This window comes from Roseovarius sp. (assembly GCF_030373445.1).
Taxonomy (GTDB): domain Bacteria; phylum Pseudomonadota; class Alphaproteobacteria; order Rhodobacterales; family Rhodobacteraceae; genus Roseovarius.
This window is the reverse complement of sequence record NZ_JAUCYU010000008.1, coordinates 17,356-33,614: the sequence shown is the minus strand read 5'-3', so window position 1 is coordinate 33,614 and position 16,259 is coordinate 17,356. Positions and strand designations below refer to the sequence as shown.

Annotated in this window: 16 protein-coding genes and 1 tRNA gene; 12 read left to right on the top strand and 5 right to left on the bottom strand. The window is 66.3% G+C overall.

All coding sequences use genetic code 11. From position 1 onward, the window contains the following. The first annotated feature begins 16 nt into the window (after nt 1-16). From sdhA to QUV18_RS14835, 8 genes are all read left to right on the top strand, one after another. Entirely contained in the window at nt 17-1,822 is a 1,806-nt protein-coding gene (sdhA, locus tag QUV18_RS14870; RefSeq protein ID WP_300894793.1) for a succinate dehydrogenase flavoprotein subunit, read from the top strand. Between the two features lie 42 nt (nt 1,823-1,864). Next, nucleotides 1,865-2,785 carry a hypothetical protein gene (locus QUV18_RS14865; protein ID WP_300894792.1) on the top strand — a complete coding sequence of 307 codons (921 nt, stop codon included), beginning with the start codon at nt 1,865-1,867 and terminating at the stop codon, nt 2,783-2,785. A 1-nt stretch (nt 2,786) separates the two neighbouring features. Next, a complete protein-coding gene (locus tag QUV18_RS14860; protein ID WP_300894791.1) occupies nt 2,787-3,566 on the top strand; it encodes a succinate dehydrogenase iron-sulfur subunit in 780 nt (259 codons plus the stop codon). After that, entirely contained in the window at nt 3,563-3,856 is a 294-nt protein-coding gene (locus QUV18_RS14855; RefSeq protein ID WP_300894790.1) for a hypothetical protein, read from the top strand. The genes QUV18_RS14860 and QUV18_RS14855 overlap by 4 nt, the downstream gene beginning before the upstream one ends. Before the next feature lie 46 nt (nt 3,857-3,902). Then, nucleotides 3,903-5,045, top strand: a complete 1,143-nt coding sequence (locus tag QUV18_RS14850) for a sialidase family protein (protein ID WP_300894789.1) — start codon at nt 3,903-3,905, stop codon at nt 5,043-5,045. Between the two features lie 63 nt (nt 5,046-5,108). Beyond that, nucleotides 5,109-6,752 (top strand): FAD-binding dehydrogenase, encoded by a 1,644-nt coding sequence (locus QUV18_RS14845; RefSeq protein ID WP_300894788.1) that lies wholly within the window; start codon nt 5,109-5,111, stop codon nt 6,750-6,752. A 69-nt stretch (nt 6,753-6,821) separates the two neighbouring features. Continuing rightward, nucleotides 6,822-7,034 carry a hypothetical protein gene (locus tag QUV18_RS14840; RefSeq protein WP_300894787.1) on the top strand — a complete coding sequence of 71 codons (213 nt, stop codon included), beginning with the start codon at nt 6,822-6,824 and terminating at the stop codon, nt 7,032-7,034. A 4-nt stretch (nt 7,035-7,038) separates the two neighbouring features. Beyond that, nucleotides 7,039-7,893 (top strand): DUF1989 domain-containing protein, encoded by an 855-nt coding sequence (locus QUV18_RS14835; RefSeq protein ID WP_300894786.1) that lies wholly within the window; start codon nt 7,039-7,041, stop codon nt 7,891-7,893. 70 nt (nt 7,894-7,963) lie between these two features. Here QUV18_RS14835 and ykgO read toward each other — a convergent pair whose 3' ends face one another. Together ykgO and QUV18_RS14825 are read right to left on the bottom strand one after the other, a co-directional pair. Next, a complete protein-coding gene (gene ykgO, locus QUV18_RS14830) occupies nt 7,964-8,089 on the bottom strand; it encodes a type B 50S ribosomal protein L36 (RefSeq protein WP_008562923.1) in 126 nt (41 codons plus the stop codon). An 81-nt stretch (nt 8,090-8,170) separates the two neighbouring features. Continuing rightward, nucleotides 8,171-8,245, bottom strand: a tRNA-Val gene (locus QUV18_RS14825). 147 nt (nt 8,246-8,392) lie between these two features. On the opposite strand from QUV18_RS14825, the gene QUV18_RS14820 reads away from it, so the two are divergent. After that, nucleotides 8,393-9,256, top strand: a complete 864-nt coding sequence (locus QUV18_RS14820; protein ID WP_300894785.1) for an N-formylglutamate amidohydrolase — start codon at nt 8,393-8,395, stop codon at nt 9,254-9,256. A 3-nt stretch (nt 9,257-9,259) separates the two neighbouring features. On the opposite strand, the gene QUV18_RS14815 is transcribed toward QUV18_RS14820, so the two are convergent. Next, nucleotides 9,260-10,513, bottom strand: a complete 1,254-nt coding sequence (locus QUV18_RS14815) for a DNA polymerase IV (protein WP_300894784.1) — start codon at nt 10,511-10,513, stop codon at nt 9,260-9,262. A 107-nt stretch (nt 10,514-10,620) separates the two neighbouring features. Here QUV18_RS14815 and QUV18_RS14810 point away from each other — a divergent pair, with 107 nt between their 5' ends. Next, the gene (locus tag QUV18_RS14810) at nt 10,621-11,043 is read left to right on the top strand and encodes an NUDIX hydrolase (RefSeq protein WP_300894783.1); all 423 of its coding nucleotides are present in this window, start codon (nt 10,621-10,623) and stop codon (nt 11,041-11,043) included. 90 nt (nt 11,044-11,133) lie between these two features. Here QUV18_RS14810 and pyrF read toward each other — a convergent pair whose 3' ends face one another. Beyond that, the gene (gene pyrF, locus QUV18_RS14805) at nt 11,134-11,823 is read right to left on the bottom strand and encodes an orotidine-5'-phosphate decarboxylase (protein WP_300894782.1); all 690 of its coding nucleotides are present in this window, start codon (nt 11,821-11,823) and stop codon (nt 11,134-11,136) included. A 149-nt stretch (nt 11,824-11,972) separates the two neighbouring features. Next, the gene (locus QUV18_RS14800) at nt 11,973-12,287 is read right to left on the bottom strand and encodes a hypothetical protein (protein WP_300894781.1); all 315 of its coding nucleotides are present in this window, start codon (nt 12,285-12,287) and stop codon (nt 11,973-11,975) included. A gap of 280 nt (nt 12,288-12,567) precedes the next feature. On the opposite strand from QUV18_RS14800, the gene clpB reads away from it, so the two are divergent. Together clpB and QUV18_RS14790 are read left to right on the top strand one after the other, a co-directional pair. After that, on the top strand, nt 12,568-15,186 hold the full coding sequence (gene clpB / locus QUV18_RS14795; protein ID WP_300894780.1) for an ATP-dependent chaperone ClpB: 2,619 nt from the start codon (nt 12,568-12,570) through the stop codon (nt 15,184-15,186). 312 nt (nt 15,187-15,498) lie between these two features. Beyond that, nucleotides 15,499-16,251, top strand: coding sequence for a class I SAM-dependent methyltransferase (locus QUV18_RS14790; protein WP_300894779.1), 753 nt, complete (start codon nt 15,499-15,501; stop codon nt 16,249-16,251). Nucleotides 16,252-16,259 lie beyond the last annotated feature (8 nt).

Sequence of the window (16,259 nt, the reverse complement as noted above, 5' to 3'; positions counted from 1 at the left end):
CGGAGACCTGAGAGACATGGCTGCATACGAATACGAGACGCATGATTATGACGTCGTTGTCGTGGGCGCCGGCGGCGCCGGGCTGAGGGCGACGCTGGGGATGGCCGAGCAGGGCTTGCGCACCGCCTGCATCACCAAGGTGTTCCCGACCCGGTCGCACACCGTGGCCGCGCAGGGCGGGATTGCCGCGAGCCTTGGCAACATGGGCCCCGACAGCTGGCAATGGCACATGTACGACACGGTGAAGGGGTCGGACTGGCTGGGCGATACGGACGCGATGGAGTACCTCGCGCGGGAGGCGCCGAAGGCGGTTTACGAGCTGGAGCACTATGGCGTGCCGTTCTCGCGCACCGAGGAGGGCAAGATCTACCAGCGCCCCTTCGGCGGGCACACGACCGAGTTCGGGGAAGGCCCGCCGGTGCAGCGCACCTGTGCCGCCGCCGACCGGACGGGGCACGCGATCCTGCATACGCTTTATGGCCAGAGCCTGAAGCAGAAGGCGGAGTTCTATATCGAGTATTTCGCCATCGACCTGATCATGAGCGATGACGGCCAGTGCACCGGCGTGGTGTGCTGGAAGCTCGATGACGGGACGATGCATGTCTTCAACGCCAAGATGGTGGTGCTGGCCACCGGCGGCTATGGCCGGGCGTATTTCAGCGCGACCTCGGCGCATACCTGCACCGGCGATGGCGGGGGCATGGTGGCGCGCGCCGGTCTGCCGCTTCAGGACATGGAGTTCGTGCAGTTCCACCCGACGGGGATTTACGGCTCGGGCTGCCTGATCACGGAAGGGGCCCGCGGCGAGGGCGGCTACCTGACGAACAGCGAGGGCGAGCGGTTCATGGAGCGCTATGCGCCCAACTACAAGGACCTTGCGCCGCGCGACTATGTCAGCCGGTCGATGACCATGGAGATCCGGGAAGGCCGGGGCGTGGGCGAGAATGGGGATCATATTCACCTGAACCTGTCCCACCTGCCCGCCGAGGCGCTGAACCTGCGGCTTCCGGGGATCTCGGAGTCGGCGAGGATTTTCGCCGGGGTGGACGTGACCAAGGAGCCGATCCCGGTGCTGCCGACCGTGCATTACAACATGGGCGGTATCCCGACGAATTACTGGGGCGAGGTTCTGAACCCGACGGAGAGCGACCCGCATGCCGTGGTGCCGGGCCTGATGGCCGTGGGCGAGGCGGGCTGTGCGAGCGTGCACGGGGCGAACCGGCTGGGGTCGAATTCGCTGATCGACCTCGTGGTCTTCGGCCGGGCCGCGGCCATTCGCGCGGGCAAGGTGGTGAACCCCGAGAGCGCCGTGCCGGCGACGAACACCGGCCAGGTGGAGAAGGCGTTCGAGCGGTTCGACGGGCTGCGCAACGCCGATGGCGGCACGCCCACGGCGGAGCTTCGGCTGGAGATGCAGCGGACGATGCAGGAAGACGCGGCCGTGTTCCGGACGTCGAAGACGCTGGCCGAAGGCGTCAAGAAGATGGACGCCATCGCCGCCAAGCTGGGCGACATCAAGGTCACCGACCGGAGCCTTGTGTGGAACAGCGACCTGATGGAGACGCTGGAGCTGACCAACCTGATGCCCAACGCGCTGGCCACGATCAGCGGCGCCGAGGCGCGGCAGGAAAGCCGGGGTGCCCATGCGCACGAGGATTTCACCAAGCGCGACGACGAGAAATGGCGGGTGCACACCATCGCGCGGGTCGAGGGCAAGGACGTCAAGCTGAGCTATCGGCCGATCATCGAGGACCCGCTGACCACCGAGAAGGAAGGCGGCATCGCGCTGAAGAAGATCGCGCCGAAGGAACGGACGTTCTGACGCGGCGATGGCTGGCGCGACTGGCATAGAACGGAAGGTCGGATGGGTACCGCACCGGATATCGCTACGATGAGCGCGTGGCCGCAGCTTGGGATCACCCCCGGGCCCGTGCTGCGCATCTTCGGCATGCGGCGGTCGGGGAACCATGCGGTGATCAACTGGCTGGCGCGGAATGCGCCGGGGGGCCGGTCGTTGTTCTTCAACGACTGTACGCCCGGGCGGAAGCCGTTCGAGACCTATCGCGCCGTCGAGATCGACGGGGAGCGCGTGGCGGGGAATGGCGGCGACCCGGTGAAGCTTGCCGCGAGGGCGGGCGACGGGACGGCGCTGATGTTCTCGTACGAGGATGCGATGCCGAACGAGCGGCGGAGACGGCCGGTGTCGGTTGGCGTGGACGAGGCGCTGATCAGCCACGAGGTGGTGATCTGCCGGGGGATCCTGAACTGGGCCGCGTCGCTGCTGAAGAAGGTGCAGGGGAACGATGCCTACAGCGCCGCCGAGCGGGTGGCGATCGTTCTGAAGGCGCTGGGCGGGTATGCGCGGATGCTGGAGCTGGCTATGGCCGAGGACGAGCTGGGCGTCGTGGTGATCCGGTACGAGCCGTGGATGACCGATGCCGGGTATCGCGCCGGTCTGCTGGAGCGGCTTGGGTTCGAGGCGCGTGACGATAGCCTTGGCGAGGTGCAGCGCTATGGCAACGGGTCTTCCTTCCAGGCGGACGCGGGGGCGGTGGACGAGCTGAACACGCTCGACCGCTGGAAGGAAATGAGGGATGATCCGGAATACCGGATCATCATGTGGCTTGCGGCGCAGGACGAGGCCTTGTGCGGCAAGCTCGAGACGGTTTACCCCGATGATGCCCGGCAGCTTGTGAAGCTGCGGCAGAGCGGGCAGGCGGGCAGGGCCCCGCAGCAGAATTCGGCGCAGGACACTGCGCAAGCGCAAATCCTCAGGAGGAATTGACATGGTCGAACTGGCACTGCCGAAGAACTCGCGCATGAAGACGGGCAAGACATGGCCCAAGCCCGAGGGTGCCACGAACGTGCGCAAGTTCCAGATCTACCGCTGGAACCCGGATGACGGGCAGAACCCGCGCGTGGACACCTATTTCATCGACATGGATACGTGCGGGCCGATGGTTCTGGACGCGCTCATCAAGATCAAGAACGAGATCGACCCGACGCTGACCTTCCGGCGGTCGTGCCGCGAGGGGATCTGCGGGTCGTGCGCGATGAATATCGACGGGATCAACACGCTGGCCTGCATCTACGGGATGGACGAGATCAAGGGCGACGTGAAGATCTATCCGCTGCCGCATATGCCGGTGGTGAAGGACCTGATCCCGGACCTGACGCATTTCTATGCCCAGCATGCGAGCATCATGCCGTGGCTGGAGACCAAGACGAACCGCCCGGCGAAGGAGTGGAAGCAGTCGATCGAGGACCGCGAGAAGCTGGATGGTTTGTATGAATGCGTGATGTGCGCCTCGTGCTCGGCCGCGTGCCCGAGTTATTGGTGGAACGGGGACAAGTACCTCGGGCCGGCGGCGCTGTTGCATGCGTATCGGTGGATCATCGACAGTCGCGACGAGGCCACGGGCGAGCGGCTGGATGACCTTGAAGATCCGTTCAAGCTGTATCGCTGCCACACGATCATGAACTGTGCCAAGACCTGTCCGAAGGGTCTGAACCCCGCGAAGGCGATTGCCGAGATCAAGAAGATGATGCTGGAGCGCACGGTGTGAGGGACACGCCGGAGCGCCCTTCGCTCGACTTCAAGTCGAAGGAGGAGTTCCGGGCGGTCTGTCACCAGTTGGCGATGCGGATGCATTACCTGAACCGCGTGGCGATGGGGGAGCAGAAGTTCTCGTCGGAGGTGGCGGAGCTTCTGTCCCGGCTGGGGCGGGTTTTCGACGAGCATTACGATGACGAGGAAACCCGCCGCGCCTTTGGTGACGGGTGGGAGAAAGGCGTGCTGAACGAAGAGCAGCGGCGCGCCTATCTTTACGGGCTGCTCTACGACGAGGCGACCTGAACGCGATTCGGTGGTAGGCTCCGCCCGGGAAAGGGAGGGCGTGGCCATGTCTGTGACGTTGCTTCTGGGAACGACCAAGGGAGGCTTCCTGCTTCGGCCGGAGGGGGACGGCTGGGCCGTCAGCGGGCCGCATTGCGGGGGCTGGCCGATCAACCACATGGCGGGCGATCCGGAGAGCGGGGTGATCTGGGCCGCGGGTGGCGGTGAGTTTCACGGCGCCGGGGTGTGGCGGTCGGAGGATGGCGGCGAGAGCTGGGTGCTGTCGCGGTTTGCCAACGGGCAGATGAACGAGTTTCTGAAGGCCGAACCGGAGATGGCCAAGGCGTTCGGCATGGAGCCGGAGCCGCCGGCGCCGTTCGACGGGGAGGTTGTGGCGCTGTGGTCGATCAGGCGGGCCGGAGGGCGGCTTTATGCCGGGGCGAAGCCGGCGGCCTTGTTCGAGAGCCGGGACGGCGGGGAGAGCTGGGCGAAGGTCGAGGGGCTGACGGAGCATCCGTCGGCGCACCAGTGGGAGCCGGGGGCGGCCGGGCTGGTGCTGCACACGATCCTGGATGATCCGGAGGATGCCGGGAAGCTTTGGGTGGGGATATCCGCCGCCGGTGTATTCGCGACCGAGGATGGCGGGGCGACGTGGGAGCGGCGCAATCGGCTGTCGAATGCCGAGGCGTGCGAAGGGCATGCCCATCCGGCGGCGGGGAGTGATGGCAACACCGGCATGTGCGTGCACAACATGGCGCGGGCGGCGGGTGACGTGATCTACCAGCAGAACCATCACGGGGTGTTCCGTAGTGGCGATGGCGGGCGGAGCTGGGACGATATCACCGAAGGCCTGCCCTCGCATTTCGGGTTTCCGATCGGGTTGCATCCGCGGGAGGCGGGTACGGTCTGGACCGTGCCGCTGAACGGCGACACGGAAGGGCGGTATCCGCCGGGGGCGGCGGCCGCTGTCTGGAAGTCGGTGGATGGCGGGGCGACATGGGCCGCCAAGCGCGAGGGGCTGCCGCAGGCGGCGTGTTTCTTCACGGTATTGCGGCAGGGGATGGCGGTGGATAGCAGCGATCCGGCGGGGGTGTATTTCGGGACGAACACCGGCTCTGTCTTTGCCAGCGCGGACGAGGGCGAGAGCTGGTCCGAGATTGCGCGGCATCTGCCGACGGTGCTGTCGGTGGATGTGCTGGAACGGGGCTGACGCGTCGTTCCTGTGGACGCCGGGGGGCGCTTCTCCCTAACCTGAGGGCAAAGGGAGGGGCGCATGGCGGAGACGGATGTCATCATCATCGGAGGCGGGCTGGCCGGGCTGGTCGCGGCGTATGAAGCGACGCGGCGGGGCCGGAAGGTTGTGCTGCTGGACCAGGAAGGGCCGCAATCGCTGGGCGGGCAGGCGTTCTGGAGCCTCGGCGGGCTGTTCATGATCGACACGCCCGAGCAGCGGCGGATGGGGATCCGCGACAGCTGGGCGCTGGCGACGCAGGACTGGATGGGCAGCGCGGGGTTCGACCGGGACGAGGATGCGATGCCGCGGGCCTGGGCGGAGGCGTACCTGGATTTCGCGGCCGGAGAGATGCGGGGGTATCTGCACGATATCGGCCTGCGGTGGTTCCCGGTGGTGGGCTGGGCCGAGCGGGGCGGTGGCAGGGCGGACGGGCATGGCAACTCGGTGCCGCGGTTTCATATCACCTGGGGGACGGGCGAGGGGATCGTGGCGCCCTTCGTGCGGGAGGTGGAGGCGGCGGCCGAGAGAGGCTTGCTGGAGTTTCGCTTTCGGCATCGGGTGACGGCGTTGGATGTCGAGGCGGGCCGGGTGTCCGGGGTGAGCGGCGATGTGCTGGCCCATGACGAAGCAAGGCGGGGGAGGTCGACCAGCCGGGAGATCGTGGGGGATTTCGCGATCAGCGCCGAGAGCGTGATCGTGGCGAGCGGCGGGATCGGCGGGGATCATGCGAAGGTGCGTCGGCTGTGGCCGGAGGAACGTCTGGGGAAGGCGCCGGAGGTGATGGTTTCTGGCGTGCCGGATTATGTCGACGGCGCGATGCAGGAGGTGGCCAAGGGGGCCGGGGCGGCGGCAATCAATGAGGACCGGATGTGGCATTACACCGAGGGGCTGACGAACTGGGATCCGATCTGGCCCAATCACGGGATTCGCATCCTGCCGGGGCCGTCGTCGATGTGGTTCGATGCGCTGGGCGAGCGGATGGAGGCGCCGTGCCTGCCGGGGTTCGATACGCTGGCGACGTTGAAGCGGATCCTGGCGACGGGGCACGGGCATAGCTGGTTCATCCTGACGCAGAGCATCATCGAGAAGGAGTTCGCCCTGTCGGGGAGCGAGCAGAACCCCGACCTGACGAGCGGCAAGTGGCGAGCGGTTCTGAAGGAGCGGCTCGGCAAGGGGGCGACAAGGGCGGTGGAGGCGTTCAAGGAGAAGGGTGCGGATTTCGTCGTGGCGGACGGGTTTGACGAGCTGGTGGAGGGGATGAACCGGATCACGCCGGAGGTGCCGCTGGAGGCGGCGAAGCTGCGGCGGCAGGTCGAGGCAAGGGATGCGCAGTTGGAGAACCCCTTTGCCAAGGATGCGCAGATCATCGCGATCCGGCAGGCGCGGGCGTATCGGGGTGACCGGCTGATAAGGACGGCGAAGCCGCATGCGATACTGGACCCCGAGAAGGGGCCGCTGATTGCCGTGCGGCTGAACATCCTGACGCGGAAGTCGCTGGGGGGCCTGCATACCGGGCTGGATGGCCGGGTGTTGCGGGCGGATGGCTCGGTGTTCGAGGGGCTTTACGCGGCGGGCGAGGTCGCGGGCTTCGGCGGGGGCGGGTACCACAGGTACAACGCGCTGGAGGGCACGTTCCTTGGCGGGTGCATCTTCTCGGGGCGCGTGGCCGGACGGGAGGCGTGAGGCTGCCCCCTCCAACCCCGTGTGCCGGGCTGATAGGGTGGCGGGCGTAACCGCCAGGGAGCTGTCAAAGTGATCATCGTCGCCGGGCTGATCATCGCCTTCGTGCTTGTGCTCGTCTTCTCGAACCGGGCGACGCGGAACTGCCGCTGGCGGGCCGTGCGGTCGGGCGACAGGGAGGGTGAGGCGATGTATCGGTGCGCGGCCTGCGGCGCGGTGGTCTTTACATCGACCGGCAAAGAGCCTTTGCATTGCCGGGTGACCCAGCCGGACAAGAAGGAGTGACGGGATGCAGGAACCGAAGGATGCCGAGGCGCGGCGGGCGGTGACGCCGGTGATCTGCTATCCGAACGACACGCTGCCGGTGCCGGATCTTGAGTCATTTGCCCGGGCGCGGGACGGGGCGGAGAAGATCGCCGAGGTCAGGGTCGAGCCGCGGGAGGCCGCGACGTTCCGGGCGGAGGCCGGGCAGTTCTTCCGGATCAGCAGCATCGAAGGGCCGCAGGTGGGCGATTTGAACCTGTGGAACGCGCATGATTTGTCGGAGCGGTTCTATTCGGGCAAATCGCGGGCGCTGCATGGCACGCACCTGACGGAAGGGGAGCGGATGTGGTCTTCGTTCCCGTATTTGCGGCCGATGGCGACGATCACGGGCGATACGCTGGGCTGGTACGGGATCGACGGGTTCGGCGGTTCGGTGCATGACGTGATCGGGACGCGGTGCGATCCGTATACGGGCAACCTGTTGGCGGGGTCGCAGTATCACCATTGCTGCCATTCCAACCTGACGCGGGCTTTGGCGGATGAACTGGGGGTGTCGTTGGAAGAGGCGGAGCCGCATGTGCATGACGTGCTCAATGTCTTCATGTGCACCGGGTTCACGCGGGACACGGGCCAGTATTTCATGAAGGCGAGCCCGGTTCGCCCCGGTGACTACCTCGAGTTCTTTGCCGAGATCGACGTGCTGGGGGCGTTGTCGGCCTGTCCGGGCGGGGATTGCTCGGCGGAGCATTCGAGCGATACGGCGGCCTGTCACCCGCTTTTGGTGGAGGTGTTCGCGCCTCAGGCCGGGGCGCTTGATGGGTGGGAGAGCCCGGCGGTGAACGGGTATGACCGGAGCCACGGGCGCAGGGCGCCGTCCTGACCGGGCGCATTCACGACGAAAAACCCCGCCCGGAGGCGGGGTTTTCCTGAAAATCCGTTGCCGGAAAGGCTCAGCCCTGGCGGGCTTTGAACCGCCGCTGGGTCTTGTTGATCACGTAGACGCGGCCTTTGCGGCGCACGACGCGGCAATCGCGGTGCCGGTTCTTGAGCGAACGGAGCGAGTTCTTGACCTTCATCGGTCCTCTCCTCTTTGGTCGCGGCGCGGGCCAGCGCCTTGGTTTCGCGGGCGTTCCGCAGGGTGCGGAACAGTGAATTCATGGTGGGCGATACTAGGTTCGAACTAGTGACCCCTTCGATGTCAACGAAGTGCTCTACCACTGAGCTAATCGCCCATGAATACCGAAACGAACCAGCACCCCAATAAATTGGGGCGCGGAAATCCGCGCCGGTGAGGGAGGTCTATAAAAGGAGTCGGAAACGGGATCAAGGGCTTTTAGAAGTGCAATTTCGGTCTATGATGCGGTCGAGCAGGAGGTTCGATGCACAGGCTTGCGTTCCAGATCACCCACCCCGAGCGGCGCACCACGTCGGTTGTATTCGCGTCGCCGCATAGCGGGCGGGATTATCCGCGCAGTTTCCTGAGGCAGTCGGCCCTGAACGAACACGCGATCCGCAGTTCGGAAGATGCTTTCGTCGATGACCTGTTCGAAAGCGCGCCCGCGCATGGCGCGCCGTTGCTGTGCGCCTCCGTGCCGCGGGCCTATGTCGACCTGAACCGCAGCGCGGACGAGCTTGACCCGGCGCTGATCGAGGGGGTCCGCAAGGCGGGGCACAATCCGCGCGTGGCCTCGGGGCTGGGCGTGGTGCCGCGCGTGGTGGCGAACGGGCAGGTGATCTATACCGGCAAGATCAGCCGGGCCGAGGCGGACCGGCGGATCGAGACCTACTGGCGCCCGTATCATGCCGCGCTGCGCCTGCAACTGACCGAGGCGCAGCGGCAGTTCGGGCAGGCGATCCTGATCGACTGCCATTCGATGCCGCACGAGGCGATGGATTCGGTGGCGCGTTCCGGCGTGCGCCGGCCCGACGTGGTGCTGGGCGACCGGTTCGGCGCGGCGGCGGGCGAGCAGATCGTCGACCGGATCGAGGAGGCGTTCTATGACGCCGGGCTGGTGGTGACGCGGAACACGCCCTTTGCCGGGGCTTATATCACCCAGCATTATGGCCGGCCGTCGAACGGCCATCACGCGGTGCAGATCGAGATCGACCGGTCGCTCTACATGGACGAACAATCGATTCGGCCGAATTCGCGGTTCCGGACGTTCAAGCGGTTGCTGGACGGCGTGATCGCCGAGATTGCCGCGATCGGGCGGCCGGTGGAACAGCCGCTGGCGGCGGAATAACCCTTAGCGCAATGCACGGCCCTTGATGATGGCGTCGCTGCCGAAGCGGCGGCGGATCTCGTCGCTGGCGCGTTCGGCGAGGCCGCGGGCGCGGGCTTCCGGATCCAGAAGGTCGCCGGAGAGGTCGGCGCTGTCCTCGACCACGAGGTGCGAGATGCCGACGCCGATCAGCCGGTAGGGGGCCTTGTGATCGACCTGCTCCATCAGGTGGGTGGCGGTGCGGTAGATCGTGTCGGCCATCTGGGTGGCGTCGCGCAGGGCGAGGCGGCGGGTGAGGGTGGAGAAGTCGGCGCGCTTGAGCTTCAGCGTGACGACGCGGCCGGCGAGGCGCTTGGCCTTGGCCCGGTCGGAGACGTTCTCGGAGAGCCGCCAGATATGGCCGTCGAGGATGTCGCGGCTGGCGGTATCCTCGGAGAAGGTGGTTTCGTTGGAGATGGATTTCACCGGCGCATTGGCCGAGACGCGGCGGGCATCCTGTCCCCGGGCGAGGTGCCAGAGGCGTTCGCCCATCGAGCCGAAGCGCGCAGTAAGGTCTTCGCGGTCCCAGCGCAGCAGGTCGGAGAAGGTGCGGATGCCGGCGCTTTCCAGGGCGGTGCGGGTGGCGTAGCCCACGCCCCAGATCAGGCTGACCGGCCGGTCGCGCAGGAAATCGGCCGTTTCGGCCTTTCCGATGATGGAAAAGCCGCGCGGCTTGTCGAGGTCGGAGGCGACCTTGGCGAGGAACTTGTTGTGGCTGAGCCCGATCGAGCCGGTGAGGCCCAGCTCGTCCTGCATGCGCTTGACGAGGCGGGCGAGCATCACGGCGGGCGGCGCGCCGTGCAGGCGCTCGGTGCCGGTGAGGTCGAGGAAGGCTTCGTCGAGGGAAAGGGGTTCGACGTCGGGGGTCAGCTCCTCCATCATCGCGCGGATCTCGCGGGAGATGCGGGCGTAGACCTCCATCCTCGGTTTGAGGACGACGGCGTCGGGGCAGAGCTTGAGCGCCTGGAACATCGGCATGGCCGAGCGGACGCCGCGGATGCGGGCGATATAGCAGGCGGTGGAGACCACGCCGCGCCGGCCGCCGCCGATGATCAGGGGCTTGTCGCGCAGCTCGGGATTGTCGCGCTTCTCGACGCTGGCATAGAAGGCATCGCAATCCATGTGGGCGATGGAGAGGGAATAAAGCTCGTCATGCGCCAGCACCCGCGGGCTGCGGCAGGCGGGACAGCGGGCGCCGGTGTCGAACCGGGTCAGGCAGGTGCGGCATAGAGACGGCATGTGTCAGGCGCTTGTGTCGGGTCGGGGCGAGCTTACATGTTTTCGGACCAGAGTTCACCGGGGCACGTGAGGGCACCGGTCAGAAAACGTCAGCGGCGGGGCGGGCCATGACAGGCGATCCGGAACGTGACTTCGACGGGGCGAAGACCATCCTTCTGCTGGGTGGGCAACTGGCGGTAATCCGGCGCGACGATATCGACGGGATTGCCTATCCGGGGCAGCTCGACTTGCCCGGCGGCGGGCGCGAGGGGGTGGAGGGCCCGGAAGACTGTGCCTTGCGGGAGTTGCGCGAGGAGCTGGGGTTGCGGCTGTCCCCCACGGAGATTTCGTGGCGACGGTTCTACACGATTCCGATCCGGGCGTGGTTCTTTGCCGCCGCCCTGCCTGCCGAGCGGGCGGCCGAAGTGCGGTTCGGCAATGAGGGGCAGGGCTGGTTCCTGATGCCGCCCGAGGACTTCGCCGCCTCGGCGGAGGCGGTGCCGCATTTCCGGCCGCGGGTGCTGGAGGGGGTGGCGGCGTTGCGGATTTGAGTATTTGGGCCAAGAAGAAGCGCGGTGTGTGCTTCTTCTTGGGGCAAGTATCCCGGGGAATGGGGGCTGGCCCCCATTCCGACGGCAGGGTCAGGCGATTTCGCTCAAGATGGCGCGGGCCGCTGCGGCAGGGTCTTCGGCGGCCCAGACCGGGCGGCCGACGACGATGTGGTCGGCGCCGTCCTTCAGGGCCTGTGCTGGTGTGGCGACGCGCTTCTGGTCGCCCAGGGCAGCGCCGACGGGGCGGACGCCGGGGGTGACGATCAGGCGGCCTTCGGATTGCGGCAGGGCGCGGATCATCGCCGCTTCCTGCGGCGAGGCGATCACCCCGTCGGCGCCGGCCTCGAAGGCGCGGGCGGCGCGTTCGCCCACGAGGTCGGGCACGTCGCCCGCCTTCATCAGACCGGCATCGAGATCGGCGCGGTCGAGCGAGGTGAGGATGGTGACGGCGAGGATCTTCATGTCCTTGCCCGAAGCCCCTTCCTTGGCCGCGCGAACCACGTGCGGGTCGCCATGGACGGTGAGGAAGTCGAGTTCGAACTGGGCCAGGCCGCGCACGGCGTTCTCGACCGTGGCGCCGATGTCGAAGAGTTTCATGTCGAGGAAGATGCGCTTGCCGTGCTCCTGCTTGAGCTCGTTGGCGAGAGCCAGCCCGCCGCCGGTGAGCATGCCAAGCCCGATCTTGTAGAAGGAGACGTCATTGCCCAGCGCCTCGGTCAGTTGAAGCCCTTCGAGGGCGTTGGGCAGGTCTATTGCGACGATGAGGCGGTCATCGGACATGGCGGGCGCTCCTGTGCGATCGGGGTCGGAACCTTCTCGCGGGGGAGCGGGGCCAGGTCAACCCCCCGCGGGAGCGGGGACGCGGGGGGTCGGGTTGCGGCGGAAGGGTCGGGCGTCAGCGGGCTGGGACAAGCCCCTGTGACGCGCCTTCAGGCCGCAAGCGAAGCGCCGGGGCGACGCAACGGGGGTGTTTCGACGCCGTTCGGCACGAGTTGCAGCGCGGCCTCGCCCGGGACGGGGGCACGGCGCAGGCGCATCGAGCGCTCAGGCGCGTGGCGATGCGCGCGCAGGGCCTTATCGGTGAGGCCCCTGGTGATTACGTTGAAATCCGCGTGCAGAGGCGCGAGGATATGGACGGGATAGGAATAAACCTCCCCCTCTTCCCTGATCTGTACCAGCGCTTCGAAGGCCGACAGTTCCGGATTGTAGCGGACATCGTCAAAGCCGAGTTTCTCGATAAGCATTGCACTAATCCTTGTGTTGCGGCCGCGTGGAGCGGCATACATGTGGTATAAACGTAAAGTATTACGGAAAAGTTCCACCTTTCCGTCGGCGCGGGCCGGCATTGGCACGAAATTGCCGGAACAAGCGGTTGAGTTCGGTGGATTTTTGCGCTTTTTCCGGTGCCCTGCTGCTTGAATACCGCGCGTCCGCCCCCCATTTCGGAATTCGAGGTTCCTCAAAGACGCATGCCTAATGCTGGGTGCGCCAAGAGGGGTAACGCTTGTGAAAAGGAGAAATGGGATGGACTTGTCCAAGTTCACCGAGCGGTCGCGTGGCTTTCTTCAGGCGGCGCAAACGATCGCGATGCGGGAGAGCCATCAGAAACTGGCGCCCGAACATGTTCTGAAAGCATTGATGGATGACGACCAGGGGCTTGCGAGCAACCTGATCAAGCGCGCGGGCGGTCAGCCGCAACGCGTGGTGCAGGCGCTTGAGCTGTCGCTGGGCAAGATCCCCAAGGTGACGGGCGATGCCGGCCAGGTCTACATGGACAGCCAGACCGGCAAGGTTCTGGACGAGGCCGAGAAGCTGGCGAAGAAGGCCGGTGACAGCTTCGTTCCCGTCGAACGTCTGCTGACGGCACTGGCCGTGGTGAAGAGCCCGGCCAAGGACGCGCTGGACCAGGGCGGGGTGAGTGCGCAGAACCTCAACGAGGCCGTGAACGACATCCGCAAGGGCCGCACCGCCGACAGCGCGAGTGCCGAGGATACCTATGAGGCGCTTGAGAAATACGCGCGCGACCTGACCAAGGCCGCCGAGGATGGCAAGATCGACCCGATCATCGGCCGCGACGACGAGATCCGCCGGGCGATGCAGGTGTTGAGCCGCCGGACCAAGAACAACCCCGTTCTGATCGGTGAGCCGGGCGTCGGCAAAACGGCGATTGCCGAGGGGCTTGCCCTGCGGATCGTCAATGGCGACGTGCCGGAGAGCCTTCAGAACAAGCGGCTGTTGTCGCTCGACATGGGCGCGTTGATTGCCGGGGCGAAGTATCGCGGTGAGTTCGAGGAGCGGCTGAAGGCGGTTCTGAACGAAATCACCAATGCCGCGGGCGAGATCATCCTGTTCATCGACGAGATGCACACGCTGGTGGGCGCGGGCAAGACGGATGGCGCGATGGATGCTGCCAACCTGATCAAGCCGGCGCTGGCACGGGGTGAGTTGCACTGTATCGGTGCGACGACGCTCGACGAGTATCGCAAGCACGTGGAGAAAGATGCGGCGTTGGCCCGCCGGTTCCAGCCGCTGGTGGTGTCGGAGCCGACGGTGGAGGATACGATCAGTATCCTGCGGGGCATCAAGGAGAAATACGAGCTGCACCATGGCGTGCGCATCTCGGACAGTGCCCTTGTGTCCGCAGCGACGCTTTCGAACCGCTATATCACCGACCGTTTCCTGCCGGACAAGGCGATCGACCTTGTGGATGAGGCCGCCAGCCGCTTGCGGATGGAGGTGGACAGCAAGCCCGAGGAGCTTGACGCGCTCGACCGCGATATCCTGCAGAAGCAGATCGAGGCCGAGGCGCTGCGCAAGGAGGATGATGCCGCCAGCAAGGACCGGCTCGAGAAGCTCGAGAAGGAACTGGCCGAGTTGCAGGAGAAATCCGCCGAGATGACCGCGCAGTGGCAGGCCGAGCGGGACAAGCTGGCCAGCGCGCGCGACCTGAAGGAGCAGCTTGACCGCGCGCGGATCGAGCTGGACCACGCCAAGCGCGAGGGCAACCTCGCCAAGGCGGGGGAGCTGTCCTATGGCGTCATTCCGCAGCTTGAGAAGCAGTTGACCGAGGCCGAGCAGGCCGAGGAAGACGGCATGATGGTGGAAGAGGCCGTGCGGCCGGAGCAGATCGCGCAGGTGGTCGAGCGCTGGACGGGTATTCCCACTGCCAAGATGCTGGAAGGCGAGCGCGAGAAGCTGCTGGGCATGGAAGACAACCTGCACAAGCGGGTGATCGGCCAGGATAGCGCCGTGCGGGCCGTGGCCAACGCGGTGCGCCGGGCAAGGGCGGGTCTCAACGACGAGAACCGGCCGCTGGGCAGTTTCCTGTTTCTCGGGCCGACGGGTGTCGGGAAAACCGAGCTGACCAAGGCCGTCGCCGAGTTCCTGTTCGACGATGACAGCGCGATGGTGCGGATCGACATGAGCGAGTTCATGGAGAAGCACGCTGTCGCCCGTCTGATCGGGGCCCCGCCGGGTTACGTGGGTTACGAGGAGGGTGGCGTTCTGACCGAGGCCGTCCGCCGCCGGCCCTACCAGGTGGTGCTGTTCGACGAGGTCGAGAAGGCGCACCCGGAGGTGTTCAACGTGCTGTTGCAGGTGCTGGACGACGGTGTTCTGACCGATGGTCAGGGTCACCGGGTCGACTTCAAGCAGACGCTGATCATCATGACGTCGAACCTTGGGTCGCAGGCGCTGAGCCAGTTGCCCGAGGGCGCGGACGCCGCTTCGGCCAAGCGTGACGTGATGGATGCGGTCCGGTCGCATTTCCGGCCCGAGTTCCTGAACCGGCTGGACGAGATCGTTGTCTTCGACCGGTTGTCGCGTGACCAGATGGACGGGATCGTCGATATCCAGATGGGTCGCCTGACCAAGCGTCTGGCAAGCCGGAAGATCCGGCTGGAGCTGGATGCGGATGCCAAGAAGTGGCTGGCCGACGAGGGGTACGACCCGGTCTATGGCGCGCGCCCGCTGAAGCGGGTGATCCAGAAGGCGCTGCAGGACCCGCTGGCCGAAGCGCTGCTGGCCGGGGATATCCTCGACGGCGGCACGGTGCCGGTGAGTGCCGGGGCCGACGGGCTGATCATCGGCGACCGGGTGGGGAGTTCCAACCGGGAACGACCTGACGACGCGGTCGTGCATTGAGCTCGGGAACCCCCGCCGGAGACGGCGGGGGTTTTTCGTTGCCGGGGCGGGTTTCACGGGCAAAAGGGCAACGACGCGAACGCCACGTAAGCCGTTGAGTGCGAGGCGTATTGACCGGTCAGGCGCCTCTGCCGTATCCAAACCGCGAGAGCAGTGCGCCCCGAAGACACGGCAAGAACGGGCGGGGCGGTCAACACATGTGCGGGGGCCGGTGTGACGGGCCGGCGGTTGTTGACGCGAGGCATGTCGCGCTGCGTAATGGTTTTGACGGGCCCCCGAGGGGCGCCACCGGACGGAGCGGTAGAGGTCGCCATGGGAATTGACGCACAGCTTGCCAGCCAGCTGATCGCCGCGCGCGGACTGGTCGAGGGCAAGGAAAACTGCGTGATGCTGGGCCGGCAGAAGTTCCACATCAAGGGCAAGTTCCGGCGCTACGTGCGGCAAAAGCTGCGGCAGGCGGGGCTGAGCCCGGATATTCCCGAGTACGAGCAGGAGGACGGGTTCAGCGAAACCTTCCTGAAGAAGATCGGGTTTCCCGAGCCGATGTCGCTGGATGCGTCGCCTTACGAGAAATGCGACCTGACGCATGATCTTAACGAGCCGTTGCCGGACGAGTTGCGCGGGCGGTTCGACGTGATCATCGATGGCGGCACGCTGGAGCATGTCTACAACACGCCGCAGGCGCTGGATAACGTGTTTCACATGTTGCGGCCGGGCGGGATATTCCTGTCGATCAACGGGATCACCGGTTGGGCCGGGCACGGGTTCTACCAGTTCAGCCCGGAGCTGGTGTGGCGCTACTGGAAGGATGCGCGGCGGTGCGTGCTGCATGAATGCGCCGCCGTTCCGCATGACGTGACCGATGCCAAGCCGCGCCCGGCGCCCGACACGGGGCAGGACGGGCGGCGGTTTCGCGGCGCCGGGATGCAGGGGCGGTGGTACCTGTTCTACATCATCGAGCGGGGGCCGGAGGCGGTGACGGACGAGCGAATCCGCAATATCTCGCAAGGCGACTATTCGGTGCGCTGGGATGCGGGCGAGCCGCAGGCCGCGGCGGGCGAATAGGCGGGCCA